Origin of the sequence: Mycobacterium celatum, from assembly GCF_002101595.1 — a bacterium.
Lineage (GTDB): Bacteria > Actinomycetota > Actinomycetes > Mycobacteriales > Mycobacteriaceae > Mycobacterium > Mycobacterium celatum.
Genome location: NZ_LQOM01000028.1, coordinates 94,848 through 117,897, shown reverse-complemented (window position 1 = coordinate 117,897; position 23,050 = coordinate 94,848). Strand labels below are relative to the sequence as shown.

Sequence of the window (23,050 nt, the reverse complement as noted above, 5' to 3'; positions counted from 1 at the left end):
GTCGCAGCTAGAACGCGGCCAGCAGCAGCGCGGTCACCGTAGCGGTCAGTTCGATCGCGGCGCCCAGCACGTCGCCGCTGATGCCACCGAACCGGCGCACGCAGTGCGCCACCAACACCGCCGAGCAGTACAGGGCCACCAGCACCGCCACTGGTCCGGCCCACAGCCGCGGGCCCGCCCACAGCGACGCCACGCCCAGCGCCGCAATCCAGCCCGCTACCACCAGCGCCGGCTGAGTGCCGGCGACGGCGCCGCCCAACGTGCTGCCATCGGCCGCCGGCACCGACCTGCGGCAGGCCAGCACGGCCGCCACCCGGCCCGCGGTGACGGCGACGACGATGCCGACCGCGTTCAGCATCGCGAAGGCGAAGCTCTGCAGCGCGATCACCAGCACGACGGCGGCCACCCCGAACGGCCCGGTCGAGCCGTCGCGCATCACGTCCCGGGCGCGCTCGGGCGGCCCGTAGCAGCCCAGCCCGTCGGCGGTGTCGGCCACCCCGTCGATGTGCAGGCCGCGAGTGGCCGCCAGCAGGGCCGCCACCGCGAGCAGCCCGGCCAGGGGGCTGCCCGCGCCGAACGCCAGCGACCCGCCAGACGTCACGGCGGCGCCAAGCCCGCCCAGGGCGGCGCCGACCACCGGCAGCGCCGTGATCGCACCGCCGCCCAGCGGGCGCCCGCCGGTCCCGGGTACCACGGTGGCGAATCCGAAAGCTGTTGCGACCGAGCGGATCACGATGAGATCTGGTTGGACACACCGGCCGCGGCGAAGGTCGTCATCGACGACAGCGCGGCCACCGCGGCCCGCAGCACGGACAGGGCCAGCGTCGCACCGGTGCCTTCGCCCAGGCGCATCCGCAGATCGAGGATCGGGTCCAGGTCCAAGGCGGCCAACGCCAGCGCGTGCGCCGGTTCGGGGGAGCGGTGACCGGCTTGCCACCATTGCCGCGCACCGGGTGCCAGGCGTTCGGCGATCAGCGCCGCGGCCGTCACCGCCAACCCGTCGAGCAGCAACGGTGTGCGCCGAAGCGCGGCTTGCGCGCAGAAACCGGCCATCGCTGCCAGATCCGCTCCGCCGCAACACCGCAACAGCCCGATCGGATCGGATTTCACCGTCCGGGCCCGGAACAGCGCGTCGCGCACCGCCGCCGTCTTGCGCATCCAGCCGGCGTCGTCGAGGCCGGTGCCGTAGCCGACTGCCGCGACCGGTTCTGTGTCCGTCAGCGCGGCCACCAAAACGGTTGCGGCCGTGGTATTCCCGATGCCCATGTCGCCGGCGATCAGCAGATCCGCCCCGGCGTCGACCTCTTCGTCGGCGATCCGCCGCCCGGCATCGATCGCGGCGGTCGTTTCGGCGTCGGTCAGCGCATCTTCGACCGCGATGTTGCCGCTGGCACGCCGGACTTTGTGCGCCCCAATGTGTTCGGATGCCGGTTCGGCATCTACCGCGATATCGGCGACCCGCACCGTCGCGCCGGCGACATCGGCCAGAGCGTTGATCGCTGCCCCACCGCCGTCGATGTTCGTCACCATCTGGGCGGTCACCTCCGGCGGGTACGCCGAAACCCCCGACCGGGCGACGCCGTGGTCACCGGCGAACACCACCACCCGTGCGCGCTCGAATTGTCTTGGCGGACAATGCCCCTGGCACGCCGCGACCCACACCGACAGGTCTTCCAGGCGGCCCAGCGCACCCGTCGGCTTGGTCAAGGTGTCCTGCCGGGCGCGGGCTGCGGCCGCACTGGCCGCGTCGGGCGGCGACACCGGACCGAATGTCATCCGGTGCCCGAGGGCTTGATCTGCACCGGCTGCCCGGCCACCACCAGCACCACCCGATCGCACAGGTCGGCCAGCCGCTGGTTCGCCGTGCCCAATTCGTCGGCGAACCGCCGCCCGGACGCCGTGGTGGGCACCACCATGAGCCCGACCTCCGGGCTGACCAGCACCAGCGGTGAATCGAAAGCGGCCACCGCGGCCAGCATCTCGTCGACATCGTCCGATATCGATCCGTACTCCCAGCCGCGGCGGTCGAGGACTGCGGCCAGCCAGCCGCCGACGTCGTCGACGAGCGTCGGCACCCCCGGCGACTCCCGCAATTGTGCTGCGATGTCGTCGCTTTCGACGGTCGACCAGTGCTCGGGCCTGCGGGCCCGATGCTCGGCGATACGCTCCAACCAGCCTGCGTCGGCCTCGGCCACCGATCCGGTGGCCAGGTAGCGCACCGGCTCAACCGGGTCCAGCGACTCGGCGATGGCCGCCTCCGCCCACTGGGACTTACCCGACTTGATGCCGCCGAGCACCAGGGTCCGCATGGCAGCTCAGGTGACTTTGCTGCCGCGCTTGACCTGCGGCCGGGGCGCGCGCATTCGGCGCAGCTGAGAAGCCCGGCCGGCCGCGTAAAGCCCCAGTTTCCAACGGCTTTCGGTGTTGTCCGGGAACTTCTCGTCAACCAGCCGGCTGACTTTGCGGCCCAGGATGACCCCGTCGATCACCATGAGCACCATCAACGCCATCATTGCGGGCGACATGTACAGCTGCAGCTGCGGAACGGCGAACATGACGAACATCAGCCCCAGCGCCGACGGCATGAACAGTCCCATCACGTTACGGCGCGAGTCGACGACGTCGCGGACGAACCGGCGCACCGGCCCCTGGTCGCGCGGCAGCAGGTAGGCTTCGTCGCCGGCCATCATGCGCTCGCGGCGCTGGGACATCTGGGCGCGGCGCGCGGCGCTTTGGGCTTTGCGTTCTTCGCGGGACAGCTTGGGCCCGGCCAGCGATTTGCGGCGGGCGCGGGCTTCCGCGGCGGTCATCGGCGCCGGGGCGACCGGGCCGCGACGGCGATCACTTCGTTTGGGTGTGGGCCGGCCCTTCGGCGCGGTGGTGCGGGACCCGCGAGACGCCGAGGAGGTGGCGATGTCGTCGTCGGGCGTGGCCGCGTCGGTCTCCTCCGAGGCAGCGGTCTCGTCTTTCTTGCGGCCGAGCAGCTTCACAGTCGCCAGGTTACTTCGCAGGCGTTCCGCGTTGTGATGCGCCTTTGCGGGTCCGCCGCTACATTCTCTGGAATGAGCGGCTCGGGGGCTGAGCACTCCGCCCTGCGCGTCCTGATCGCCCCCGATTCCTACGGCGACAGCCTGACCGCCGTGCAGGCCGCCGCAGCTATCGCCGCGGGCTGGAACAGGGCCCGTCCCGGTGATCAAATCACCATCGCGCCGCAGTCGGACGGCGGCCCGGGGTTCGTCACGGTGCTGGCGGACCGGCTGGGGGAGATCCGCAGGCTGCGGGTGTCGGGTCCGCTGGACGGCGAGGTGGACGCCGAGTGGGTGTACGACCCCGCCTCGGCAACGGCATACCTGGGGTGCGCGGAAGCCTGCGGTCTGGCCCTGCTCGGTGGGCCGCCGACCCCGCAGACCGCGCTGGCCGCCCACAGCCGCGGCGTCGGCCAGCTCATTGCCGCTGCGCTGGACGCCGGTGCGACGCGCATTGTGGTCGGCCTGGGCGGCAGCGCCAGCACCGACGGTGGCCGCGGCCTGGTCGACGAGCTCGGCGGACTCGACGTGGCCCGCCGCCGGCTGGCCGGGGTCGAGCTCGTCGCCGCCTCCGACGTCGAATACCCGCTGCTGGGGCCGTGGGGCGCCGCCCGGGTGTTCGGGCCGCAGAAGGGCGCCGACGCACGCGCCGTCGCCGAGCTGGAGCAGCGGCTGGTCACGTGGGCCGCCGAGCTGGACGCGGCCGCCGGACGTGAGGTGAGTGCCGAGCAGGGCGCCGGAGCCGCGGGCGGGATCGGCGCGGCGCTGCTCGCGTTGGGCGCGCGGTGCGCATCAGGGGCGGCGATCATCGCCGAGCACACCGGCCTGGCCGACGACATCGCTGCCGCCGATCTCATCGTCACCGGCGAGGGGCAGTTGGACGAGCAGTCCCTGCACGGCAAGGTGGTGGGGTCGCTGGCGGCCGCCGCGCGGGCACGTCAACTTCCGGTGCTGGTGCTGGCCGGCCAGGTCTGCCTCGACGACTCCGCGCAGCGGTCGGCGGGCATTTTGGCGGCCTACGCGATCGCCGACTATGCCGGTTCGGTGCGCCTGGCCCTGGTCGATGCGGTCAACCAGCTCATGGGCCTGGCCACTGCGGCGGCCGCGCAACTCGGGAATAGCGAGCCGACAAGGTACCGTTGAGGCAGTGGGCTTCAGCGCCCAGGGGACGCATTGACATCTAGGGAGAAGCAATGAGCGTTCAGGACGAGTCAGCCACCAAGACCCACGGCGTGATTCTGACCGACGCCGCGGCAGCCAAGGCGAAGTCGCTGCTGGACCAGGAGGGCCGCGACGACCTGGCGCTGCGTATCGCGGTTCAGCCCGGCGGCTGCGCCGGATTGCGCTACAACCTGTTCTTCGACGACCGCTCCCTCGACGGTGACCTGACCGCGGAATTCGGCGGCGTGACCCTGACCGTCGACCGGATGAGCGCGCCGTACGTGCAAGGCGCCTCGATCGACTTCGTCGACACCATCGAGAAGCAGGGCTTCACGATCGACAACCCGAACGCCACCGGGTCCTGCGCCTGCGGCGACTCGTTCAACTGAGCTAGCGATCGCAAGCGCGGCGAAGCGGGTCGCCGCGCGAGAACTCAGTACGTGCCCGCTGTGCGTAGCACGTAGGAGCACACCAGCACCTGGTTGTGCTGGAACAGCAATTGCGCGATGCCCTGCACGTTGTCGCGCGGCCGACCCCCGCTGGCGGGGGTCACCCTCATGGTGAACAACACCTGCGCCTGATAGTTCGACCAGTACACGATCTTGTCGATCGAAGTCACCTGCGCGCTGGAGAACTGCTTGCGAAATGTGTCGCTGGACAGTTTGGCCAGCGCCTGGTCGGATCGGCGGTCCCGCACCGCGTCGTAGATGCCGCACAGCGTGTTGCGCGCAATCGCCTCGGTATCGCGGTGTTGCAACGCGTTCAGATAGCCCTGAATTGCCGCCTTGGCCGTCGGCTCCGAAAACGTTGCGCCCGAGCCGGATCCGCCCTGACGCGCGCCGTAGACGATCGCAGTCGTCATCCCGGCGATCACCAGCAGGGCCACCAGCGCGCCGATGACCAGTCGCTTGCGCTTCCGCTTGCGGTAGGGCACCGGCGGCGGCAACAGCCCCGGGTAGGCGGCCGACGGCGGCGCGGCTTCGGTTGGTTGTCCCGGATCCGTCTCCGACGGCGGCGGGTACGCCTGGGGGTTGGGGATGGGCTGGCTCGGGTGCGGGTCGGTGAACGGCGGTCCGTCGGCGCCGACCCCATGGTTCGGCGAGTACGGACCGGGCATTCGGGGCTTCTCCTACGCTGGTTGACTCCGGCGACGCTGCTCTAGGCAGGCTAGCGCAAGCGCGACCGCCGCCGCGCGTAAGCTTAGCTAGACGAGCTTACGAATGAAGGGTGGATTTTTCGTGACGATCGCGGTGACCGGTTCGATTGCAACTGACCATCTGATGCGGTTCCCGGGCCGGTTTTCCGAACAACTGCTCGCCGACCACCTGCAGAAAGTTTCGTTGAGCTTCCTCGTCGACGACCTGGTGATCCATCGCGGGGGAGTCGCCGGAAACATGGCCTACGCCATCGGCGTGCTCGGCGGCGACGTGGCGCTGGTCGGCGCCGCGGGCGACGACTTCGGTGACTACCGCGATTGGCTGCAAGCCCACGGTGTGAACTGCGACAACGTGCTGATCTCGGACACGGCGCACACCGCGCGGTTCGTCTGCACCACCGACCTGGAAATGGCCCAGATCGCGTCGTTCTACCCGGGCGCCATGTCGCAGGCCCGCGACATCTCGCTGGCCGACGTGGTGTCGGCGATCGGCACGCCGGAGCTGGTGATCGTCGGGGCCAACGACCCGGAGGCCATGTTCTTGCACACCGAGGAGTGCCGCAAACTCGGTCTGGCCTTCGCCGCCGACCCGTCCCAGCAGCTGGCCCGGCTCTCGGGTGAGGAGATCCGCCGGCTCATCGACGGCGCCACCTACCTGTTCACCAACGACTACGAGTGGGACCTTCTTTTGTCCAAGACCGGCTGGACCGAGGCCGACGTGATGGCGCAGGTCGGGCTGCGGGTGACCACGCTGGGCGCCAAGGGCGTCGACATCGTCGACCGCGACGGCACCACCATCCACGTCGGGGTGGTGCCGGAGACCAGCCAGGTCGACCCCACGGGCGTGGGCGACGCGTTCCGGGCCGGCTTCCTGACCGGGCGCAGCGCCGGGTTGGGCTTGGAGCGCTCCGCGCAGCTCGGTTCTCTGGTGGCGGTGCTGGTGCTCGAGTCGACCGGCACGCAGGAATGGGACTGGGACCGCGAGGCTGCGGTGACCCGGCTGGCCGGTGCCTACGGCGACGAAGCGGCGCAGGAGATCGCCGCCGCACTTTCGCGTTGATTCTGCGCACACCAGGCAAAAGTGCGAGTAGGGCGCCTGGTGGACGCAGTGAACGGCTACAACTGCACCGGGTAGTGCGGTTCGGCGATCTGCGGCACCACGGAATGCTCGACGAAGATCGCGTGCCACAGCATGAAGATCAACACCGTCCACAAGCGGCGGCTGTGATCCGTTGCGCCGCAACGATGTTCGTCGAGCATTCGGCGCACTGCGGCGATGTCCACCAGGTGGCCGGCCTGCGAGGAATCCGTCATCGCGCACGCCCACTCCAGCAGTTCACCGGCGCGTAGCCAATGCCGGATCGGCACCGGGAAGCCCAGCTTGGGCCGGTTGAGCACATGCGCCGGGACGATGGACTCCAGCGCGCGGCGCAGCGCGTACTTGGTTGTCCTGCGAGTGATTTTGGCCTGCACCGGAAGTCGGGAGGCCACCGCGAACACCTCCGGGTCCAGGAAAGGCACCCGCAGCTCTAGGGAGTTGGCCATCGTCATCTTGTCGGCCTTGACCAGGATGTCGCCGCGCAGCCAGGTGAACAGGTCGATGTGCTGCATGCGGGCCACCGGATCCCAGCCCGCCGATTGTGCGTACACCGGCGCCGTGACATCGGTGTGTGTCCACTCCGGGCGAAACCCGGGCAGCACGTCGCGCAATTGGTCGTCGGAGAAGCTGCGGGCATTGCCGTAGTAGCGCTCCTCGAGGGTCAGCGATCCGCGGTGCAGCAGGCTCTTGCCGCGCATGCCGTCCGGCAACGGTTTGGACACCTTGCCCACCCCACGGCGCAGCGGGGCGGGCAGGTAGTCGAAAGGCTTGAGCGACAACGGCTCCCGGTAAATCGTGTAGCCACCGAACAGCTCGTCGGCGCCCTCGCCGGACAGCACCACCTTGACGTGCTTGCGGGCCTCACGAGCCACGAAGAACAGCGGCACCAGCGCCGGGTCGGCCACGGGTTCGTCGAGATACCAGACGATCTCGGGCAGTGCGGCGACGAACTCGTCGGGGCTGACCACCTTGGCGACGTGCCGGGCGCCGATCGCCTCCGCCGAGGCGACGGCCACATCGATCTCGGAGAACCCTTCGCGCTCGAAGCCCGTCGTAAAGGTGATAAGCCGGGGATTGTGCCGGATGGCCAGCGCCGCGATCGCGGTGGAATCGATGCCACCGGACAGGAACGCGCCGACGGTGACGTCGGCGCGCATGTGCTTGGCCACCGAGTCCTCCAGCACCGCGGTGATCTCGTCGTAGCGGGCCTGCTCGGTGCCGCGGGTGATCGGCGCGACCGCGAACCGGGGCACGAAGTAGCGCGTGGTCTCGGGCGCGGCTCCGGGTCGAACCCTCAGGTAACAGCCGGATTCCAGTCGCCGTACGCCGCGGTGCAAGGTCTCCGGCTCCGGCACATACTGAAGCACGGTGTAGTGCTGCACCGCCTGCTCGTCGATGCGGGTGTCGAACCCGATCACCTCGGCCAGCTCCAGCAGGCATTTCTTCTCGCTGGCCACCGCGGTGCCGGCGGTCCCGGCTGCCACGAACAGCGGCTTGATGCCGAAAGGGTCACGGGCGCAAAACAATTCACCTGCAACCGCGTCCCACAGCGCGAACGCGAACATGCCTCGCAGTCGGGTCAGCGCGTCGGTGCCCCAGTGGTGGTAGGCGGCGATGATGGCCTCGCCGTCGCCGTCGGTGGCGAAGACCGCGCCGTAGTCGGCGGCGAGTTCCGCGCGCAGCTCCAGGTAGTTGTAGATCTCGCCGTTGAACACCAGCACGTAGCGGTCGGGGGATTCCGGCGGCCCCCATCGCAGCGGCTGGTGCGAGTGCGCGATGTCGATGATCGAGAGCCGGTTGAACCCGAACACAACGGTGTCGTCGGCCCAGGTGCCCGGCTCGTCGGGGCCCCGGTGGCGCATCAGGTGCGACGCGTCGGCCACGGCGCTGGCGGCGTCGTGGGCGGCCGCACCCACGAAAGCCAGCAGTCCGCACATCGGCCCCCAGTATGCCGTCAAGACCCGGCAAACGGTCGGAGGGGGAGTCTGCGCGGCTGCGCTAGGCCCCGTGGTCTACGCTGCGTAGTATTCGACTGCTGCAGGGAGCGGCCGAGGTCGTCGGCCCAGCTCGGGATACAGGAGGCGCCAAGGTGACACCTCGCGGGGCAGGCCGTTCTGCAGGCTCCCGTCGGTTCCGTCTGCCGTTGCTGGCCGGCGCTCTGGGCCTGCTGGCGGTCACCCTCAGCGGCTGCAGCTGGCAGCAGGTGCTTGGCCTGGGCTGGCCGAACGGCATCACCCACGAGGCCGAGAGCAACCGCGAGCTGTGGCTCGGCGCGGTGATCGCCTCGCTGGTGGTCGGGGTCATCGTGTGGGGGCTGATCTTCTGGGCGGCGGCGTTTCACCGCAAGAAGGCCACCGACACCGAACTGCCCCGGCAATTCGGCTACAACATGCCGCTGGAGCTGGTGCTCACCGTGACACCGTTCCTGATCATCTCGGTGCTGTTCTACTTCACCGTCGTGGTGCAGGAGCGGATGCTGCACCTGGCGTCCGACCCCGAGGTCGTCGTCGACGTCACCTCGTTCCAGTGGAACTGGAAATTCGGCTACCAGAAGGTCGATTTCAAGGACGGAACCCTCAAATACGACGGTGCCGACCCGGCGCGCAAGGCGGCGATGGTCTCCAAGCCCGAAGGCAAGGACAAGCACGGGGAGGAACTCGTCGGCCCGGTGCGCGGACGCAACACCTCGGACCGCACCTACCTGAACTTCGACAAAGTCGAAACGGTGGGCACCAGCACCGAAATTCCGGTCTTGGTGCTGCCGGCGGGCAAGCGGATCGAGTTCCAACTGGCCTCCGCCGACGTGGTGCACGCGTTCTGGGTGCCGGAGTTCCTGTTCAAGCGCGACGTGATGCCCGACCCCGAGGCCAACCACTCGGTGAACCGCTACCAGGTCGCAGAGATCACCAAGACCGGGGCATTCGTCGGCCGCTGCGCCGAGATGTGCGGCACCTACCACTCGATGATGAACTTCGAGGTTCGGGTGGTGCAGCCCAACGACTTCAAGGCCTACCTGCAGCAGCGGATCGCGGGAAAGACAAACGCCCAAGCGCTGCAGGCGATCAACCAGCCCCCGCTGGCCCAGACCACCCACCCGTTCGAAACCCGCCGCGGTGAGCGGTCACCCCAAGCGAGTAAGTAGGAAAGCCAGGAACCAGCGATGCATATCGAAGCCAGGCTGTTCGAATTCGTGGCCGCATTCTTTGTCGTGACCGCGGTGCTCTACGGCGTGCTCACTCAACTGTTCGCGACCGGCGGGGGGGAATGGGCCGGCACCACCGCGCTGGTGTTGACCGGCGGGATGGCGCTGATCGTCGCCACATTCTTCCGGTTTGTGGCCCGCCGGCTCGACACCCGCCCGGAGGACTACGAGGGCGCCGAGATCAGCGACGGCGCAGGGGAGTTGGGTTTCTTTAGCCCCCACAGCTGGTGGCCGGTGCTGGTGGCGCTGGCAGGCTCGGTGGCCGCCGTCGGCATCGCGCTGTGGTTGCCCTGGCTGATTGTCGCCGGCGTCGTGTTCATCCTGAGCTCGGCGGCCGGGCTGGTCTTCGAGTACTACCTCGGTCCCGAGAAGCACTGACCGCGCCCACCAGTCACTGGCAAGGTCACAATCGGGGCATCAGTTGATCCGTGACCAGGTCGCCGGGAATGCCGTGCCTGTGCCGGTTGGGTAGGGTTTGCGAGGCACAATGAGGATTATCGCAGTGCGCACTCGGCCATGCAGCCGCGACGCTGCGTGCGCTGGTGATGTAGTCGGACAGGACAGGCAAACATGAGCGGGCCGAATCCCCCAGGACCGGAATCGGAGGAACTGGAACCCGGCGTCGAGCCCAGCGAAGACCACGATTTCGACGAAGAAGCCTACGACGGGAACCACGCCGACGACAGCGTCCAGACCAGCGAGACCGAAATCTATTCGCGGGCCTACTCGGCCCCCGAGTCCGAGCACTTCACCAGCGGTCCGTATGTGCCGGTCGATCTCGACCTCTACGACTACGACAGCTACGACGAGCCGGCCGAGGAGGAAGCCGCCCCGCCTCGTTGGCCGTGGGTGGTGGGCATCGCCGCCATCGTGGCGGCGATCGCTCTGGTGGTGTCGGTGTCGTTGTTGTTCGCCCGCACCGACACCAACAAACTGGCCACCCCCGAAACCGCTCCCACGTCCACGCCACCGATGCAGGACGAGATCATCGTCACCACGGCGCCACCGCCGGCGACCTCGTCCGCCGCGCCACCGCCGCCGACCACGACCACGCCGGCCGGCCCGCGGCAGGTCACCTACTCGGTGACCGGCACCAAAGCGCCAGGCGACATCATCTCGGTGACCTACGTCGACGCCTCCGGTCGGCGACGTACCCAGCACAACGTCTACATCCCGTGGTCGATCACGGTCACGCCGATCTCGCAGTCGGAAGTGGGATCGGTGGAGGCATCCAGCCTGTTCCGGGTCAGCAGGTTGAACTGCTCGATCACCACCAGCGACGGCCAAGTCTTGTCGTCGAACGAAAACAACGCGCCGCAGACGAGCTGCTGATGGCCGACAGATATTCCACCGGCCCGCGCGGCTGGTCCACGATGTCGCCGACCACCGGCGACCGCATCCTGATCGGCGTCTGCGCCGCGATCTGGCTGGTGCTCGTCGGCGTGAGCGTGGCCGCCGTCGTCGCACTGGCCGACTTGGGCCGCGGCTTCCACGAGAGCACCGGCAACCCGCATTCGTCGGCCGTGCTCTACGTCATCATCGTCGTTTCGGCGCTGGTCATCCTGGCGGCCATCCCGGTGCTGCTGCGGGCCCGCCGCACCACGCGGCCCGAGGCCGCCGCGCGGTCGGTGGTGGTGCCGGCGCGCAGCGCGGACGGCCAGCAGGTACGGCCAGGCCACCCGCCGGCACGCAACGCGATCCAGCAGGCCCGCACCGAGCGGTTGACCACGCTGCGGTTGCCGGACGCGGCAGTGGAGCGAATCTGGCTGCGTGGCAGCGTGGCGCTGATGGCCGCGATGGGGGTGGCGCTGATCGCGGTCGCGACGGCGACCTACCTGATGGCCGTCGGACATCAGGGGGCCGCCTGGAGCGCGTACGTGATCGCCGGGGTTGTGACGGTCACCATGCCGGTGATCCCGTGGCAACATGTGCGGCGGCTGCGGCGCACGCTCTCGCAGCACTAGCCGCGCGAAAGCCTCACGGCCACCGCGCTATTCGTGACAATCCAACTGTGTCGGGCCGGCCGCGCAGCAGATGGGGGCCCGGACGGCTGGTTCAGTGTTCGCCGTTGACCGAACCGTTGGAGCCGTCCTGGTGCTCCCGCAGCGCGGTGAGAGCGCGCTGCTCGCCGGCGTGTGCCGCCTCCCGAAGTGCCGCGTCCTCCGACGGCGGGTCGGCGAACAGCAAGCTGCCGGAGCCGGGCGAGCCGGCCGAGCCGAGCTTGTTCATCTTGTTGGGCACCGGAGCCCCTTGGTATTCCAGCGGAATCGGGTGACCGTGGTCGTCGACCGGCCCGAGCGGCTGATGCAGTTCGATGTAGGCACCGTGCGGCAGCCGCTTGATGATCCCGGTTTCTATCCCGTGCTCGAGCACCGCGCGGTCGCTGCGCTGCAACCCGATGCACCACCGGTAGGTGACGAAGTAGATCAGCGGCGGCAGCACCACCGCCGAGATGCGGCCGATCCACGTCGTCGCGTTCAGCGAGATGTGGAACTTCCACGCGATGATGTCGTTCATCGCACTCAGCGTCAGCACCATGTAGAAGGCAATCGCCATTGCGCCGATCGAGGTGCGCACCGGAACGTCACGCGGCCGCTGCAGCAGGTTGTGGTGCGCGTAGTCGCCGGTGAGGCGCTTCTCCAGGAACGGATAGATGGTCAGCAACACGAAAACCAGGCCCATGATCAGCGCGACGCCGACCGCGCCGGGGATCGTGTGATGCCAGAAGTAGAACTCCCACGCCGGCCAGATGCGGGCCAGGCCCTCGGTCCACATCATGTAGAAGTCCGGCTGAGAACCCGCGGAAACCTGAGACGGCTTGTAGGGACCCAGGTTCCAGATCGGGTTGATCTGCAGCAGGCCGCCCATCAGGCCGAGGATGGCGGTGGTCAGCGCGAAGAAGGCGCCGGATTTGACCGCGAACACCGGCATCACCCGCACGCCGACAACATTGCGCTCAGTGCGACCCGGCCCGGGGAACTGGGTGTGCTTCTGGAACCACACCAGCGCCAGGTGTACGCCGATCAGCGCCAGGATGACACCCGGGATCAGCAGGATGTGCAGCGCGTACAGCCGGGGAATGAGGATATTGCCGGGGAAGTCACCGCCCATCAGCGCCCAGTGCAACCACGTCCCGATCACCGGCATTCCCAACGTGATTGACGACAGCGCCGCCCGCAGCCCGATACCCGAGAGCAGGTCGTCGGGCAGCGAGTAGCCGAAGTAGCCCTCGAACATGGCCAGGATCAGCAGCAGCGAGCCGATGACCCAGTTGGCTTCGCGCGGCCGGCGGAACGCGCCGGTGAAGAAGATGCGCGCCAGGTGCACCATGATCGCGGCGGCGAACATCAATGCGGCCCAGTGGTGGATCTGGCGGACGAACAGCCCGCCGCGAATCTCGAAGGAGATGTTGAGCGCGGACTCGTAGGCGCGCGACATTTCCACACCGCGCAGCGGTTGATAGACGCCGTTGTAGGTGACCTCGGTCATCGACGGGTCGAAGAACAGCGTCAAGTACACGCCGGTGATCAGCAGAACGATGAAGCTGTACAAGGCGATCTCGCCGAGCAGGAACGACCAGTGCGTCGGAAAGACCTTGTTGAGCTGGCGCCGCACCGCGGCAGCCGGGTGATACCGGGTGTCGATGTCCTGCGCCTGGCGGGCCAGCAGATTGCCAACATCAATTTTCGGACTCATGAGGTGCGCTCCCAAAATGCCGGTCCGACAGGCTCGATGAAGTCGCCGTTGGCGACCAGATATCCGTCGCTGTCAATGGTGATTGGCAGCTGCGCCAGCGCTCGTGCCGCCGGCCCGAAGATCGGTTTGGCGTAATGCAGTGCGTCGAACTGCGACTGGTGACACGGGCAAAGGATCCGGTAGGACTGCTGCTCGTAAAGCGATGAGGGACAACCCAAGTGCGAGCAGACCTTGGTGAAGGCGAAGAACTCGCCGAAGTTGAAGCTTTCCTGGCCCTTGCGCTTGACCACCCGGGGCATGTCGCCCGGTTTGATGCGAATCAGCATCACCGGGTTGCGCACACCCATCATGATTTCGCGCAACCGCTCCCGCGACTCGTGACTGATGCCGTCCCCGTCGGATTCGCGCCACGGGAAGACGGTTTCCATGCCGCCCGCGTCGATGTCTTCGGGGCGCATCCGGACGAACGGCGCGCCAAGGTGCTCGCCGGTGGCGCGGGCCAGATAGATGGTTTCGCCGTGATAGCGCGGCGTCCAGCCCGACGTCCACAGCACGGCCTTCTTGCCCTCGGCGGTCTGCACCACCGGTTTCCACGGGTTCTTGATCAGACCGCCGGCGAAGGCCACCAGGGTGCCGAGGCCGAACGCGCCCAGGCCGATGCCCAGCGACGCCCCGATCAGCTTGCGGCGCCGCAACGTCGAGCCCTCGAAGGCGTCGGTCAAGTTGGCGACCACCGTCTTGCGGTGGATCTCCGGCGAGTCGCCGTCGTGGCGTTCCTGGATCGAAATTTCTTCGGGGATGAACTTTTTCTGGAACAGCACCGCGCCGACGGCGATCGACAGGATGGACAATCCGAACGTGAGGCCGTAGAGCGGGGTGGCCAGCGTGTACAGGAAGCTGCCCTCGGCTTCCTTCGGCTTGTATTCCCACGGCCAGAACAGGAAGACCAGCAGCAGCGCCAACCCGAAAAAGCCGCCCAGCAACAACCAGCGGGCCACTTGGCGGTTGGCGCGCTTCTCGGCCCTGGTGTCGGCGACCGGCCAGCGCGATTCCTTGTATACGGTTTCCACACCGTCGAGCCGGCCGCCGAGCTCGACGAGCTCCTCACGCGACATCGCGTTCAGTTCCGCCGCGCTGGGCTCGCCCGGCACGCCTTTCTGACCCGGTGTGTCGGTGCCCTTCGCGTTAGTCACGATCGCGCCCCAATCCACAGTGCTGCGCCGATGACGGCAACCATCCCGATGATCCACATCGCCATGCCCTCGGGAGCCGGTCCGAAGCCACCCAGGCCATAGCCGCCCGGCTGCCGCTCTTCGCTGACGGTTTTCACGTAGGCGATGATGTCCTTCTTGGCCTCGAAGGACAGCTGACGGTCAGAGAACTTCGGCATGTTCTGCGGCCCGGTCAGCATCGCGGTGAGGATCTGCTGTTCGGTCGCCGGCTCCAGGTCGGGCGCGTACTTGCCCGACGACAGCGCGCCGCCCTTGCCGGTGAAGTTGTGGCAGGACGCGCAGTTGAGCCGGAACAGGTCCCCGCCGCGGCCCAGATCGTCTCCGCGCAGCGACTTTTGGGCGATGCTGCCGTCCGGGTTACGCACCACGGTCGGGCCGCCGCCGTTGGCCTGCACGTAGGCGCCGAGCGCGTCGATCTGCCCTGCGTCGAAAATCGGGTCCTTGCGGGCCGCCTGCGCTTCACCGCGCACGGCGGGCATCCGTCCGGTGGAGACCTGGAAATACACGGCGGCCTCGCCGACGCCGATCAGGCTCGGGCCGCGGTCGGGCACGCCCTGCAGGTTGGCGCCGTGACAGGTGACGCACGAGGTCTCGAACAGCTGCTTGCCGGTGCGCAGCAACGCCGACGACGACTCGTCGGCGACCGCCTTCTGCGGCGTCGGCGTCAACACCGCGGCCAGCCCGCCGGCAGCGGCCAGCGCCACCAACAGCAGCAGTCCGGCGGAGAGCCGGCGGCGCAGCCGACGTTTCGCGCGTGGTGACGCAGAAGTCTTCAACCGAGCACTCCTGTTCTTAGCGGTCATCGGACGAAATAGATCGTGGCGAACAGCGCGATCCAGACGATGTCGACGAAGTGCCAGTAATAGGAGACGACGATCGACGCGGTCGCTTGTGCGGGAGTGAACTTGCTCATCGTGGTGCGGGCCAGCAAAAAGATAAAGGCGATCAAGCCGCCGATGACGTGCAGCCCGTGGAAGCCGGTGGCCAGGTAGAACACGCTGCCGTAGGCACTGCCCGGGATCGTGGTGCCGTGCCCGGTCAGGTGGTAGTACTCGTAGCCCTGCCCGAGCACGAAGAACAACCCCATCAGGAACGTGACGACATACCAACGGCGCAGGCCGAATACGTCGCCTTTCTCGGCGGCGAACACGCCCATCTGACAGGTGAACGACGACGCGATCAGCACCAGCGTGACCGGGACGGCCTGATACAGGTTGAGGTGCGTCGGCTCGGGCGGCCAGTCGCCACCGGCCTGGGCGCGCGCCGTGAAGTACATTGCGAACAAGCCAGCAAAGAACATGAGCTCGCTGGAAAGCCACACAATGGTGCCGACACTGACCATGTTTGGTCGGTTCAGCGAATGCACGCGCGACGTGATGGCAGTACCCGAGGTCCCTACAGCACTCGTCACATCCGCAAGTATGACGCTTTGTAGTTGTCGAACTCCACCCGGGGGCGGCAATTGGCGAGTCGCCGATTCGCCGTGGCTCTTGCAGGGCGACCCGGCTGCGCCGCGCTTGCGATCGCCCTGTGGGACGATCGGCGCGTGGCGGAGTCTGCTCTCGAGTCCTCCTGGCCGCGGGTGCTGGCGGGCCTGATGGCGGGCCGAAACCTGGCCCGCGGGCAGGCCGCCTGGGCGATGGAGCAGATCATGACCGGCGCCGCGGCGCCGTCGCAGGTCGCTGCGTTCGCGGTCGCGTTGACGATGAAGGTTCCCACCGCCGCGGAGGTCGGCGAGCTCGCCGAGGTGATGCTGCAGCACGCGCACCGGCTGCCCACCGCCGACACCGTCGACGTGGTCGGCACCGGCGGCGACGGCGTGTCCACTGTCAACCTGTCGACGATGGCCGCGATCGTGGTCGCGGCCGCCGGTGTGCCGGTGGTCAAGCACGGCAACCGGGCGGCCTCGTCGCTGGCCGGAGGCGCCGACACCCTCGAGGCGCTCGGGGTCCGCATCGACCTGGGACCCGACGAGGTCGCCCGCAGCGTCGCCGAGCTCGGGATCGGGTTCTGCTTTGCTCCGGCCTTCCATCCGTCGTACCGGCACGCGTCGGCGGTGCGGCGCGAACTCGGTGTGCCGACGGTGTTCAATCTGCTTGGGCCACTGACCAATCCGGGCCAGCCGCGGGCCGGGCTGATCGGCTGCGCATTCGCCGACCTCGCCGAGGTGATGGCGACGGTGTTCGCGGCGCGGCGCTCCAGCGTGCTGGTGGTGCACGGCGACGACGGGCTGGACGAGCTGACCACCACGACCACCAGCACGATCTGGCGCGTGCAGGCCGGCACGGTCGACAAGCTGACGTTCGATCCCGCCGGGTTCGGGTTCGCGCGTGCCGATCTCGACGACCTGCTGGGCGGCGACGCAGCGGCCAACGCCGCCGAGGCGCGGGCCGTGTTGTCCGGCGCCAAGGGCCCCGTGCGCGACGCCGTCGTGCTCAACGCCGCCGGCGCGATCGTGGCACATGCCGGGCTATCCAGCCGCGCCGAGTGGCTGCCGGCGTGGGAGGACGGACTGCGCCGCGCCACCGAGGCGATCGATTCCGGTGCGGCCGAACAGCTCCTCGCGCGATGGGTGCGGTTCGGCCAGCAGCTCTGACTCGGTCTGCAGGGCGGCGGCCCGCGCCGAGCGGGCCGCCGCCGCCCACGCCGCCCAGCGGCCCGCCGAACGCAGCGGCGAGGCCCAGCCGGCATCGCCGTCGACGCTGACGATGCGCACACCGGGGCCGTCCAGCCAGCGCGCGATCAGCGCCGTCTCCTCGATCAGCGCCCCGCCCAGCGGGGCGGGGCGGGGCAGCACCACCTGCCCGCCGGCCCGCAGGGCGTCGACGACCGGCATCGGCGGCACCCCGCGGTCGGCGCCGCCGGCCGCGGCGAGCTGCCCGTAGCGGACGACAGCGAGCTGCCAGCCGCCGCGCCCGTCGGGCGCGGCGGCCACCAGCTCTGGCAGCGCGGCCAGCGCCCGCAGGCGCTGGCCGCGCCAGAGCACCTCGACGGCGGTCATGGTGTGGTCCCGCAGCCGGGCCGCGGTCTCGTAGCGGTGCCGCTCGGCCAGCGCGGTGATCTGCTCGACGGCGGCGGCCAGCGCCGCGTTGTCGCTCCCGTCGATCAACTCCGCGGCGCGCTCGACCGTCGGGGCGTACTGCCGGGCGGTGATGTCGCGGCCGGCGGGACACGGCGACACTTCGCGGACCGGGCAGGCGGGGCCGTGCAGCGCCGAGCGCGCCAGCCGGGTGGTGCAGGTGCGCACCCCGGTGAACCGGGCCAACAGGGCGGCGGTGTCGACGGCTTCGGCGCGGGAACGGAACGGGCCGATCGCCTGCTCGTGGCGTGGGGCGCGTACCACCGAGAATCTCGGAAATGCCTCGTGGCTCAACACAATCCACCACCAGCGGTGCGGGAACCGGGACCGCCGGTTGTACGGCGGGGCGTGCGCGGCCAGCATCCGCAGTTCGCGCACGCCGGCTTCCAGGGCGTGCGCGCATTCGATGTGGTCGATGCTCTCGGCCAGCGCGACCATCTCCTTGGTCCTGCCTCGCGGGTCGGCGCCGTTGAAGTACTGAAATACCCGGCGCCGCAAGTCGATTGCAGTGCCGACGTACAGCACCTCACCGGCCGGCCCGCGGAACAGGTAGACGCCCGGCCGGTGCGGCAGCCGCTCGGCCAGCACCCGTTTGCGGCGCTGGGCGTCCGTCACGCCGGGCAGATACGAGCGCAGGTCGGTGTAGGTGTGGACACCCTGGTTGCCCACCCGCTCGATCAGCGCGTGCAACACCTCGACGGTGGCGCGGGCGTCGTCGAGGGCCCGGTGGGTTGGCTGGTTGGCCACGGCGAACAGTCGCGCCAGCGCGGCCAGCCGCACGCTGGGGGCTTCCTCGCGGGTGAGCACACGACGGGCCAGCCGGACCGTGCACAGCACCTGGGGGCGGGACCACGGGATTCCGCACCGCTCGGCTGCGGCCCGCAGGAACCCGACGTCGAAGCGGGCGTTGTGGGCCACCAGCACCGCCCCGCGGGAGAACTCGAGGAAGGCCGGCAGCACCGCGCCGATGGTCGGGGCGTCGCACACCATCGCGGTGGTGATGCCGGTGAGCCGCACGATCTGCGGCGGGATGTCGCGCTGCGGATCGACCAGTGTGGCGAACTCGCCCAGCACCTCGCCGCCGCGGACCTTGACCGCGCCGATCTCGGTGATGGCGTCGGTGGCGGCACCGCCGGTGGTTTCCAGGTCGACGACCACGAACGTGGTCTCCCGCAGCGGCTGGTCGGCGGCCCGCTCCACCTCGGCGAAGCTCAGCTGCTCGGGGGCGGGCACACCCATGGGCGAGACGTTAGGCAACCGCACCGACATCGAGCCCGAAGACTTGTCGGTGGCGGCGGTTAGCCTGCGGTCGGATCAGCCATGCGACCGAAAGGACCAGCCAGATGGCGCAAACGACCAGGCCAGATGACCCGGGCGGGCCGACCGGACCGGTGACCATCGACTGCGACGACTGCGCGGTGCGCGGGCCGGGGTGCCGCGACTGCGTCGTCAGCGTGCTACTCGGGGTACCGGAAACTTTGCTGGACGACGAGCGTGCCGCGCTCGAGGTGCTCGCCGATGCGGGGATGGCGCCGAGGCTGCGGCTGGTGCCGATTCACCGCCACCGGCCCGGGGTGGCCTGACGGCCAGAAGTCTTGCTGATTTCTTAATGTTCTGCTGTTGGACATTGCCTATACCGTTTCGTAACCTGTCTGAGACCTAAAGCAGATGTGACGGTTTTGTCGACGGGTAAGGACACGAAATCTTGGGGTCGGGGCTACGCGATGGAGGCTGGACTGAACGCACCCTCAAGAGGTTTGCTGTCGCCGTCATAGCGGGCTTCGTCGCTTTCTCGGGCATCACCGCCGTCACTGTGCTGGCCGACCCGGCTCAAGACGCCGTGGCAAAGCTCAACGAGCTGTCCCGCCAGGCCGAGCAGACCACCGAGGCCATGCACAGCGCCCAGCTCGAACTCAACGAGAAGCTGGCTGCGCTGCGTGCCGCCGAGAAGAAGCACACCGACGACCAAGCCGCCGTGGAAGCTACGAAGTCGCGGTTGGCAACCTTCCAGTCCTCCGTCAACAAATTTGCTGCGGCCATGTACATGGGCGGCCGCACCGACGGCATGGACGCGATCCTGACCGCCGAATCGCCGCAGAACCTGATCGGCAAGCTGGCCGTGCAGCGCGTGATCGCCAGTGAGATGTCCGCACAGATGGCCAGCTACCGGGCCGCCGGCGAGCAGGCCGCCAAAGCCGAGCAGGTATCGGCGAAATCGGCCGCCGACGCCAAGACCGCTGCCGAGCAAGCGGCGGCCGTGCGTGCCGGTCTGCAGGCCAAGCAGAGCAAGTTGCAGCTGCAGATCGCCGTCGTCAAGTCGCAATACCAGTCGCTCACCCCGGGACAGCGCACGGCGCTGGCCGACCCCGGGCCGGTGCCGCCGCCGGCCGCCACGCTGGCCGCGGCCGCTCCCGCACCCGAAGCGCTACACCCTGGCGGCGGGCCGGAGGGTTCCGCGCCGGACGCATTGCCGGGCGGCGCGGGCGGTAGCGGCCAGGGCGCCATCGCGGTGCAGGCGGCCCTGACGCAGGTCGGCCAGCCCTATGCCTGGGGCGGTGCCTCGCCCGGCGGTTTCGACTGCTCCGGGCTGGTGATGTGGGCGTTCCAGCAGGCCGGCATCCCGCTGCCGCACTCAAGCCAGGCGCTCGCGCATGGCGGGCAGCCGGTCGCGCTGTCGGACCTGCAGCCCGGTGACGTACTGACGTTCTACTCCGACGCGTCACACGCTGGCATCTACGTCGGCGACGGGCTGATGGTCCATTCCTCCACCTACGGTCAGCCGGTGCGGGTGGTGCCGATGACCTCGTCCGGCCCGATTTACAACGCTCGCCGTTACTGAGTTCCGCCGCCTGCTGCTGGCGTGCGCGCTTGTCGCGGAGCTGATCCTCGCTGCGGCGGTGTTGGCCCGTCCGTCGGCCCCGCCGCAGGAAGTCGCGGCCGGGCGCACCGTTCGGGTGGTCAACCTCGGCGGTTCGGGCGCCGGACCTCTGCTGGACCGCGTCTCGGCGGAGATTCCGTCGGCCGTCGATGCGGTGCAGGCGTTCTGGGGGATGGATTGGCCGCGCGAGATCGTGGTGGTGGCCACCGGCTCGCAGCACCAGTTCGAGGCACAGGCCGGCGGCGGGCCCTCGTCGCAGTGGGCGGACATCGCGGCAGTGGCCGTCGCCGATCGGGTGGATCCCGGCCGGGTCGCGGTCGGTCAGCGCATCGTGTTCGCCCCCGGCGCGGCCGCCATGAGCGATTCGGCGCTACGAATCGTGTTGCGCCACGAGCTTTTCCATTACGCGGCACGGGCCGACACCGCACTGGACGCGCCTCGCTGGCTGACCGAGGGCGTGGCCGACTTCGTGGCACGCCCACCGACCGCGGCAGCCCCCGCACTGCCGACGGCCCTGCCGTCGGACGCCGACCTGGACACCCCGGGGCCGGCGCGTTCGCTGGCCTATGACCGGGCGTGGTCGTTCGCGCATTTCGTCGCCGGCAGCTACGGCGCGGCGACATTGCGTGCCTTCTATGTGGCCGCGTGCGGGCCCGGGCACGCCGACTTGCCCACCGCCGTGCACGACGTGCTCGGCGCCGACCCGGCGGGTCTGGTTGCCCGCTGGCGGCGCTGGCTTTCACCGACCGGCTAGCCTATCCCGATGTCCCGGGTCCTGCTGGTTACCAACGACTTTCCCCCACGACCCGGCGGGATTCAGTCCTACCTGGAGGAGCTGGTCACCCGGGTGGCCGCTACCGGGTCGCACGCGGTGACGGTGTATGCACCGCAATGGAAGGGTGCCGACACGTTCGACGCCCGGGCGGCCGGTTACCAGGTGGTGCGTCACCCCGGCACGCTGATGCTGCCGGGGCCCGCCGTGGACGCGCGGATGCGCCGGTTGATCGCCGAGCACGGTATCGACACCGTCTGGTTCGGTGCGGCCGCGCCGCTGGCGCTGCTGGCCCGGCGCGCCCGCCGGGCGGGGGCGAGCCGCGTGCTGGCCAGCACCCATGGCCATGAAGTGGGCTGGTCGATGCTGCCGGTGGCGCGGTCGGTGCTGCGTCGCATCGGCGAGGACACCGACGTCGTCACCTTCGTCAGCCGCTACACCCGGGCGCGGTTCGCGTCGGCCTTCGGTCCCGCGGCCGCGCTGGAGTACCTGCCGCCCGGCGTGGACACCGAGCGGTTCCGGCCCGACGCGGCCAGCCGCGCCGAACTGCGCGCCCGCTACCGGCTGGGGCAGCGGCCCACGGTGGTGTGCCTGTCGCGGCTGGTGCCGCGCAAGGGTCAGGACATGTTGATCCGCGCGCTGCCGGCGATCCGGCGGCGGGTGGACGGCGCCGCGCTGGTGATCGCCGGCGGCGGTCCGTATCTGACGTCGTTACGGCAGCTGGCCCAGCGCTGCGGGGTCGGCGAACACGTGACGTTCACCGGCGGGGTGCCGGCCGCCGAACTGCCCGCCCACCACGCGATGGCCGACGTGTTCGCGATGCCGTGCCGCACCCGCGGCGCCGGGCTGGACGTCGAGGGGCTGGGCATCGTGTTCCTGGAGGCGTCGGCCACCGGCGTGCCGGTGATCGCCGGATGCTCGGGCGGGGCACCGGAAACCGTGCGGCACAACGAAACTGGCCTCGTGGTCGATGGTCGTTCGGAGCAGCAGGTCGCCGACGCCGTCACCGAGTTGCTGGCCGACCCCGACCGCGCCGCAGCGATGGGCGCCGCGGGCCGGGCCTGGGTGACGGCGCATTGGCGGTGGGACACGCTGGCCGCGCGGCTGGCCGAGCTGCTGTAGTGATGGCGAGTAGACGCAAAAGAGGGTGATTGGCGCTGGTGCGCCCGCTCGCGGTGGATGAGAATTGGCGCGTGAGTTGCGGTGTCGACGTCGTAGGGGCTTGGTCGTGTGTGGCCGTGCAAAAGAATGACGCTGGAGCCTTCCACCTGCGGGTGTTTCCCGGTTGCTGCTATGAGCGCGAGTACCAGTCTCTTAGTTAATTTTTGGGGGCTCTGCACCGTAGCGCACGTTGGTTGGTTGCGAAGCTGAGCCGGAAGGGACTGGCGGGATGCAGATTCTGTATGAGCGGTGTGCCTCTGTTGATGTGGGCAAGGACATCATCGCGGTGGCCGCGCGGGTGCCGGGTGAGGGTCCTGATGGGCGCAAGACCATCAAACGCACGTTCAAGACCTTCTATGGGTGTTGCGGGAGTGCGCGCGGTGGTTGAGGAGCCAGGGTGTGACGCACGTGGCGATGGAGGCCACCGGGATCTATTCGATGCCGGTCTATCACGCAGTGGTGGCCCATGGTGAGTTTGAGGTGCTGGTGTGCAATGCCGGGCATGGGAAGAATGTGCCGTCGCCTCGTGGCCAAACTCGAAGCCCAAGGATTCAAGGTCACCCTCGAACCCGCCGCCTAATACCCCAA

General features: G+C 69.1%; 23 protein-coding genes and 1 pseudogene. 13 read left to right on the top strand and 11 right to left on the bottom strand.

Features of this window, described 5'->3' with window-relative positions:
* Window positions 1–7: 7 nt before the first annotated feature.
* From AWB95_RS12130 to AWB95_RS12115, 4 genes are read right to left on the bottom strand one after another with little or no spacing between them, the layout of a single operon-like run.
* Window positions 8–733: an adenosylcobinamide-GDP ribazoletransferase gene (locus tag AWB95_RS12130; RefSeq protein ID WP_085168275.1), complete on the bottom strand. Its 726-nt coding sequence runs from the start codon at window positions 731–733 to the stop codon at window positions 8–10.
* Entirely contained in the window at window positions 730–1,776 is a 1,047-nt protein-coding gene (gene cobT, locus AWB95_RS12125; protein WP_062541802.1) for a nicotinate-nucleotide--dimethylbenzimidazole phosphoribosyltransferase, read from the bottom strand. The genes AWB95_RS12130 and cobT overlap by 4 nt, the downstream gene beginning before the upstream one ends.
* Complete coding sequence (locus AWB95_RS12120) at window positions 1,773–2,309, bottom strand: bifunctional adenosylcobinamide kinase/adenosylcobinamide-phosphate guanylyltransferase (RefSeq protein WP_062541803.1); 537 nt, start codon at window positions 2,307–2,309, stop codon at window positions 1,773–1,775. Before AWB95_RS12120 ends, cobT begins: the two co-directional genes overlap by 4 nt.
* Before the next feature lie 6 nt (window positions 2,310–2,315).
* On the bottom strand, window positions 2,316–2,990 hold the full coding sequence (locus tag AWB95_RS12115; protein WP_085168274.1) for a DUF3043 domain-containing protein: 675 nt from the start codon (window positions 2,988–2,990) through the stop codon (window positions 2,316–2,318).
* Window positions 2,991–3,092: 102 nt separating this feature from the next.
* Between AWB95_RS12115 and AWB95_RS12110 the strand changes: the two genes are divergently transcribed.
* Together AWB95_RS12110 and AWB95_RS12105 are read left to right on the top strand one after the other, a co-directional pair.
* Window positions 3,093–4,169, top strand: a complete 1,077-nt coding sequence (locus tag AWB95_RS12110; RefSeq protein WP_085168297.1) for a glycerate kinase family protein — start codon at window positions 3,093–3,095, stop codon at window positions 4,167–4,169.
* 50 nt (window positions 4,170–4,219) lie between these two features.
* On the top strand, window positions 4,220–4,576 hold the full coding sequence (locus AWB95_RS12105) for an iron-sulfur cluster assembly accessory protein (RefSeq protein WP_085168273.1): 357 nt from the start codon (window positions 4,220–4,222) through the stop codon (window positions 4,574–4,576).
* Window positions 4,577–4,620: 44 nt separating this feature from the next.
* Here AWB95_RS12105 and AWB95_RS12100 read toward each other — a convergent pair whose 3' ends face one another.
* The gene (locus tag AWB95_RS12100; protein ID WP_062541563.1) at window positions 4,621–5,304 is read right to left on the bottom strand and encodes an Rv0361 family membrane protein; all 684 of its coding nucleotides are present in this window, start codon (window positions 5,302–5,304) and stop codon (window positions 4,621–4,623) included.
* A gap of 121 nt (window positions 5,305–5,425) precedes the next feature.
* On the opposite strand from AWB95_RS12100, the gene AWB95_RS12095 reads away from it, so the two are divergent.
* Entirely contained in the window at window positions 5,426–6,403 is a 978-nt protein-coding gene (locus tag AWB95_RS12095; RefSeq protein WP_062541566.1) for a carbohydrate kinase family protein, read from the top strand.
* 56 nt (window positions 6,404–6,459) lie between these two features.
* On the opposite strand, the gene asnB is transcribed toward AWB95_RS12095, so the two are convergent.
* Complete coding sequence (gene asnB / locus AWB95_RS12090; protein ID WP_062541564.1) at window positions 6,460–8,379, bottom strand: asparagine synthase (glutamine-hydrolyzing); 1,920 nt, start codon at window positions 8,377–8,379, stop codon at window positions 6,460–6,462.
* A gap of 152 nt (window positions 8,380–8,531) precedes the next feature.
* Between asnB and ctaC the strand changes: the two genes are divergently transcribed.
* From ctaC to AWB95_RS12070, 4 genes are all read left to right on the top strand, one after another.
* Window positions 8,532–9,584, top strand: a complete 1,053-nt coding sequence (gene ctaC, locus AWB95_RS12085) for an aa3-type cytochrome oxidase subunit II (protein WP_062541565.1) — start codon at window positions 8,532–8,534, stop codon at window positions 9,582–9,584.
* Window positions 9,585–9,602: 18 nt separating this feature from the next.
* Entirely contained in the window at window positions 9,603–10,022 is a 420-nt protein-coding gene (locus tag AWB95_RS12080) for a cytochrome c oxidase subunit 4 (protein WP_085168272.1), read from the top strand.
* Between the two features lie 192 nt (window positions 10,023–10,214).
* Window positions 10,215–10,976 carry an MmpS family transport accessory protein gene (locus AWB95_RS12075; protein WP_085168271.1) on the top strand — a complete coding sequence of 254 codons (762 nt, stop codon included), beginning with the start codon at window positions 10,215–10,217 and terminating at the stop codon, window positions 10,974–10,976.
* Window positions 10,976–11,608 (top strand): DUF2561 family protein, encoded by a 633-nt coding sequence (locus AWB95_RS12070; protein WP_085168270.1) that lies wholly within the window; start codon window positions 10,976–10,978, stop codon window positions 11,606–11,608. Before AWB95_RS12075 ends, AWB95_RS12070 begins: the two co-directional genes overlap by 1 nt.
* A 91-nt stretch (window positions 11,609–11,699) precedes the next feature.
* On the opposite strand, the gene qcrB is transcribed toward AWB95_RS12070, so the two are convergent.
* The 4 genes from qcrB to ctaE are packed head-to-tail and all read right to left on the bottom strand — an operon-like array spanning window position 11,700 to window position 15,983.
* Complete coding sequence (qcrB, locus tag AWB95_RS12065; protein WP_062539959.1) at window positions 11,700–13,340, bottom strand: cytochrome bc1 complex cytochrome b subunit; 1,641 nt, start codon at window positions 13,338–13,340, stop codon at window positions 11,700–11,702.
* A complete protein-coding gene (qcrA, locus tag AWB95_RS12060; protein WP_346223238.1) occupies window positions 13,337–14,536 on the bottom strand; it encodes a cytochrome bc1 complex Rieske iron-sulfur subunit in 1,200 nt (399 codons plus the stop codon). Before qcrA ends, qcrB begins: the two co-directional genes overlap by 4 nt.
* Window positions 14,530–15,375, bottom strand: a complete 846-nt coding sequence (qcrC, locus tag AWB95_RS12055; RefSeq protein WP_062539961.1) for a cytochrome bc1 complex diheme cytochrome c subunit — start codon at window positions 15,373–15,375, stop codon at window positions 14,530–14,532. The genes qcrA and qcrC overlap by 7 nt, the downstream gene beginning before the upstream one ends.
* Window positions 15,372–15,983 (bottom strand): aa3-type cytochrome oxidase subunit III, encoded by a 612-nt coding sequence (gene ctaE / locus AWB95_RS12050; RefSeq protein WP_062539962.1) that lies wholly within the window; start codon window positions 15,981–15,983, stop codon window positions 15,372–15,374. The genes qcrC and ctaE overlap by 4 nt, the downstream gene beginning before the upstream one ends.
* A gap of 186 nt (window positions 15,984–16,169) precedes the next feature.
* On the opposite strand from ctaE, the gene trpD reads away from it, so the two are divergent.
* A complete protein-coding gene (trpD, locus tag AWB95_RS23760) occupies window positions 16,170–17,168 on the top strand; it encodes an anthranilate phosphoribosyltransferase (protein WP_238600872.1) in 999 nt (332 codons plus the stop codon).
* Here trpD and AWB95_RS12040 read toward each other — a convergent pair.
* A pseudogene (locus AWB95_RS12040) lies at window positions 17,106–18,890 on the bottom strand (DEDD exonuclease domain-containing protein); the annotation flags it as partial. The gene trpD and the pseudogene AWB95_RS12040 overlap by 63 nt on opposite strands.
* Window positions 18,891–18,994: 104 nt before the next feature.
* Here AWB95_RS12040 and AWB95_RS12035 point away from each other — a divergent pair.
* The 5 genes from AWB95_RS12035 to AWB95_RS23275 all read left to right on the top strand — a co-directional run bounded on the left by AWB95_RS12035 (window position 18,995) and on the right by AWB95_RS23275 (window position 22,850).
* Window positions 18,995–19,234 carry a hypothetical protein gene (locus AWB95_RS12035; protein ID WP_062541811.1) on the top strand — a complete coding sequence of 80 codons (240 nt, stop codon included), beginning with the start codon at window positions 18,995–18,997 and terminating at the stop codon, window positions 19,232–19,234.
* 122 nt (window positions 19,235–19,356) lie between these two features.
* Window positions 19,357–20,490 carry a peptidoglycan hydrolase RipC gene (ripC, locus tag AWB95_RS12030; protein ID WP_085168267.1) on the top strand — a complete coding sequence of 378 codons (1,134 nt, stop codon included), beginning with the start codon at window positions 19,357–19,359 and terminating at the stop codon, window positions 20,488–20,490.
* Window positions 20,491–20,503: 13 nt separating this feature from the next.
* Window positions 20,504–21,283: a hypothetical protein gene (locus AWB95_RS12025; RefSeq protein ID WP_085168266.1), complete on the top strand. Its 780-nt coding sequence runs from the start codon at window positions 20,504–20,506 to the stop codon at window positions 21,281–21,283.
* Between the two features lie 9 nt (window positions 21,284–21,292).
* A complete protein-coding gene (gene pimB / locus AWB95_RS12020; RefSeq protein ID WP_085168265.1) occupies window positions 21,293–22,423 on the top strand; it encodes a GDP-mannose-dependent alpha-(1-6)-phosphatidylinositol monomannoside mannosyltransferase in 1,131 nt (376 codons plus the stop codon).
* Between the two features lie 268 nt (window positions 22,424–22,691).
* Entirely contained in the window at window positions 22,692–22,850 is a 159-nt protein-coding gene (locus AWB95_RS23275) for a hypothetical protein (RefSeq protein WP_169714672.1), read from the top strand.
* Window positions 22,851–23,050: the final 200 nt, after the last annotated feature.

Bases quoted from the DNA above. Each gene is read 5' to 3' on its own strand.
- cobT (WP_062541802.1), bottom strand. From the start codon at position 1,776: ATGACATTCGGTCCGGTGTCGCCGCCCGACGCGGCCAGTGCGGCCGCA.
- AWB95_RS12120 (WP_062541803.1), bottom strand. From the start codon at position 2,309: ATGCGGACCCTGGTGCTCGGCGGCATCAAGTCGGGTAAGTCCCAGTGG.
- AWB95_RS12105 (WP_085168273.1), top strand. From the start codon at position 4,220: ATGAGCGTTCAGGACGAGTCAGCCACCAAGACCCACGGCGTGATTCTG.
- AWB95_RS12100 (WP_062541563.1), bottom strand. From the start codon at position 5,304: ATGCCCGGTCCGTACTCGCCGAACCATGGGGTCGGCGCCGACGGACCG.
- asnB (WP_062541564.1), bottom strand. From the start codon at position 8,379: ATGTGCGGACTGCTGGCTTTCGTGGGTGCGGCCGCCCACGACGCCGCC.
- AWB95_RS12080 (WP_085168272.1), top strand. From the start codon at position 9,603: ATGCATATCGAAGCCAGGCTGTTCGAATTCGTGGCCGCATTCTTTGTC.
- AWB95_RS12075 (WP_085168271.1), top strand. From the start codon at position 10,215: ATGAGCGGGCCGAATCCCCCAGGACCGGAATCGGAGGAACTGGAACCC.
- AWB95_RS12070 (WP_085168270.1), top strand. From the start codon at position 10,976: ATGGCCGACAGATATTCCACCGGCCCGCGCGGCTGGTCCACGATGTCG.
- qcrB (WP_062539959.1), bottom strand. From the start codon at position 13,340: ATGAGTCCGAAAATTGATGTTGGCAATCTGCTGGCCCGCCAGGCGCAG.
- qcrC (WP_062539961.1), bottom strand. From the start codon at position 15,375: ATGACCGCTAAGAACAGGAGTGCTCGGTTGAAGACTTCTGCGTCACCA.
- trpD (WP_238600872.1), top strand. From the start codon at position 16,170: ATGGCGGGCCGAAACCTGGCCCGCGGGCAGGCCGCCTGGGCGATGGAG.
- AWB95_RS12035 (WP_062541811.1), top strand. From the start codon at position 18,995: ATGGCGCAAACGACCAGGCCAGATGACCCGGGCGGGCCGACCGGACCG.
- pimB (WP_085168265.1), top strand. From the start codon at position 21,293: ATGTCCCGGGTCCTGCTGGTTACCAACGACTTTCCCCCACGACCCGGC.
- AWB95_RS23275 (WP_169714672.1), top strand. From the start codon at position 22,692: ATGCAGATTCTGTATGAGCGGTGTGCCTCTGTTGATGTGGGCAAGGAC.